The sequence below is a fragment of the Bradyrhizobium genomosp. III genome (assembly GCF_000261705.1).
Taxonomy (GTDB): domain Bacteria; phylum Pseudomonadota; class Alphaproteobacteria; order Rhizobiales; family Xanthobacteraceae; genus Bradyrhizobium; species Bradyrhizobium ottawaense.
In genome coordinates, this window is sequence record NZ_AJQF01000174.1 from 1 (window position 1) to 2252 (window position 2252).

General features: G+C 65.0%; 2 protein-coding genes and 1 pseudogene. All 3 read right to left on the minus strand.

Going from position 1 to position 2252, the window contains the following annotated elements:
* Positions 1-201 (minus strand): annotated as a pseudogene (locus IC66_RS0115470) (FAS1-like dehydratase domain-containing protein); the annotation flags it as partial.
* 15 nt (positions 202-216) lie between these two features.
* Entirely contained in the window at positions 217-1320 is a 1104-nt protein-coding gene (locus IC66_RS0115475; RefSeq protein WP_038948231.1) for a CaiB/BaiF CoA transferase family protein, read from the minus strand.
* Positions 1321-1330: 10 nt separating this feature from the next.
* A partial coding sequence (locus IC66_RS0115480) for an acyl-CoA dehydrogenase family protein (RefSeq protein WP_038948232.1) occupies positions 1331-2252 on the minus strand: 922 nt, incomplete at its 5' end.

Genomic DNA, 2252 nt, shown 5'->3' on the forward strand with positions numbered 1-2252 from the left:
CAGCATCGACATCGGGAACACCGGCTGCGCCAGGCACCAATGCACCGTGAACGGCGCGGCGTCGCCTCTCCTGGGCTCGCCGACCTCCTGGAACAGCGTCGCGCGCAGGCCCATCACGAGCTGCGCGGTGACGATGTCGGTGGCCTCCGTGCTGCGGCCGATCCATTGCCGCAAGTGATCGATGTCGAGCTTCTCGGTCATGACGCCTCGCTCTTCTTACGTCTTGGACTTTGGGTTTTCGCCGATGGCGGGCACAGCGCCGTAAGCGCGCGTTTCGCCGACGACGATCGGCGCCGGCGCGGGATAGCTGACGCGTCCCTGCGGCGTGTCGACCTCGATGCGGCGCAGATGCGGGTGGTTGGTGAGGTCGGCCATGGTGTTGACCTCGGCAAAGGCGATATCGGCATCCGACAGCCGCTTGAGCAGCTCGTCGCGCGTCATCTTGCCGAAGATATCCGCCACCGTCGTATCGGTGAAGTCGCGGTTGCGCACGCGCTCGACCATGTTGGCGACGCGGGGATCGGCGGGCAGATCGGGTTGATCCAGCACCTTCGCGCAAAGCGTCCTCCACTCGCGCTCGCTCTGGATCGAGATCAGGATGTCCTTGCCGTCCTTCGACGTGAACACGCCATAGGGCGCGATCGAGGGATGCCGCAGCCCCATGCGCTTGGGCGGATTGCCGGCTTCGGAGTTGAGCAGCGGCACGGTGCACCAGTCCGCCATCACGTCGAACATGGAGATGCGGATGTCACAGCCCTTGCCGGTACGCCCGCGCCCGATCAGCGCCTCCAGGATCGCCGCATGCGCGGTCGCGCCGGTCGCGACGTCCACGATCGACATGCCGACGCGCGAGGCGCCATCAGGGTTGCCGGTGATCGAGGCCAGGCCGCTCTCGGCCTGGATCAACAGATCATAGGCCTTGCGATGCGCGTAGGGACCTTCGTCGCCATAGCCGGTGATCGTGCAGGAAATCAGCTTCGGATAGTCCTTCAGCAGCCGCTCGCGCGAAAAACCGAGCTTGTCCATCGAGCCAGGCTTGAGGTTCTGGATCAGCACGTCGGCGCTGGCGATCAGCTTCTCCAGCTCGGCGCAGCCTTCTTTCGTTGCGAGATCCACCACCGCCGATTGCTTGCCGCGGTTGAGCCAGACGAAATAGCTGCTCTGGCCCTTGGCCGCCGCGTCATAGCCGCGGGCGAAGTCGCCTTCGGGCCGCTCGATCTTGATCACCTCCGCGCCGGCATCCGCCAGGCGCGAGGAGCAGAACGGCGCCGCCACCGCCTGCTCGACCGCAATCACCCTGATCCCGTCCAATGCTCCCATGATGACGGCCTCAGTACGAGCGCGGCATGCCGAGCACATGCTCGGCAACGAAGGAGAGCACGAGGTTGGTCGAGATCGGCGCCACCTGATAGAGCCGCGTCTCGCGGAATTTGCGCTCGACGTCGTATTCCTCGGCGAAGCCGAAGCCGCCATGGGTCTGGATGCAGGCGTTCGCCGCCTCCCAGGACGCATCCGCCGCCAGCATCTTGGCCATGTTGGCCTCCGCGCCGCAGTCGAGCCCGGCCTCGTATTTGCGCGTGGCTTCCTTCACCATCAGTTCGGCCGCGCGCATCGAGGCATAGGCCTTGGCGATCGGGAACTGGATGCCCTGGTTCTGGCCGATCGGCCGGCCGAACACGCTGCGCTCCTTGGCGTAGTTCGTCGCCTTGGCGATGAACCACTTTGCGTCGCCGACGCATTCGGCCGCGATCAGGATACGCTCGGCGTTCATGCCGGAGAGGATGTAGCGAAAGCCCTTGCCTTCCTCGCCGATCAGATTCTCCGCCGGCACCTTCATGTCGGTAAAGAACACTTCGGTGGTGGCGTGGTTCATCATGGTGCGGATCGGGCGGATCTCGAGGCCGTTGTTCTTGGCCTCGCGCATGTCGACGATGAACACCGACAGGCCGTCCGTGCGCTTCTTGGCCTGCTCCTTCGGCGTGGTGCGCGCCAGCAGAACCATCAAATCGGAATGCTCGGCGCGGCTGGTCCAGATCTTCTGGCCGTTGACGATGTAGCTGTCGTTGCCGTCCTTGCGCGCGAAGGTTTTCAGCGAGGAGGTGTCGGTGCCGCTGGTCGGCTCGGTGACGCCGAAGGCCTGCAGGCGCAATTCGCCGCTGGCGATCTTCGGCAGATATTTTGCTTTTTGCTCGGCGTTGCCGTGTCGCAGCACGGTGCCCATCGTGTACATCTGGGCGTGGCAGGCGCCGCCC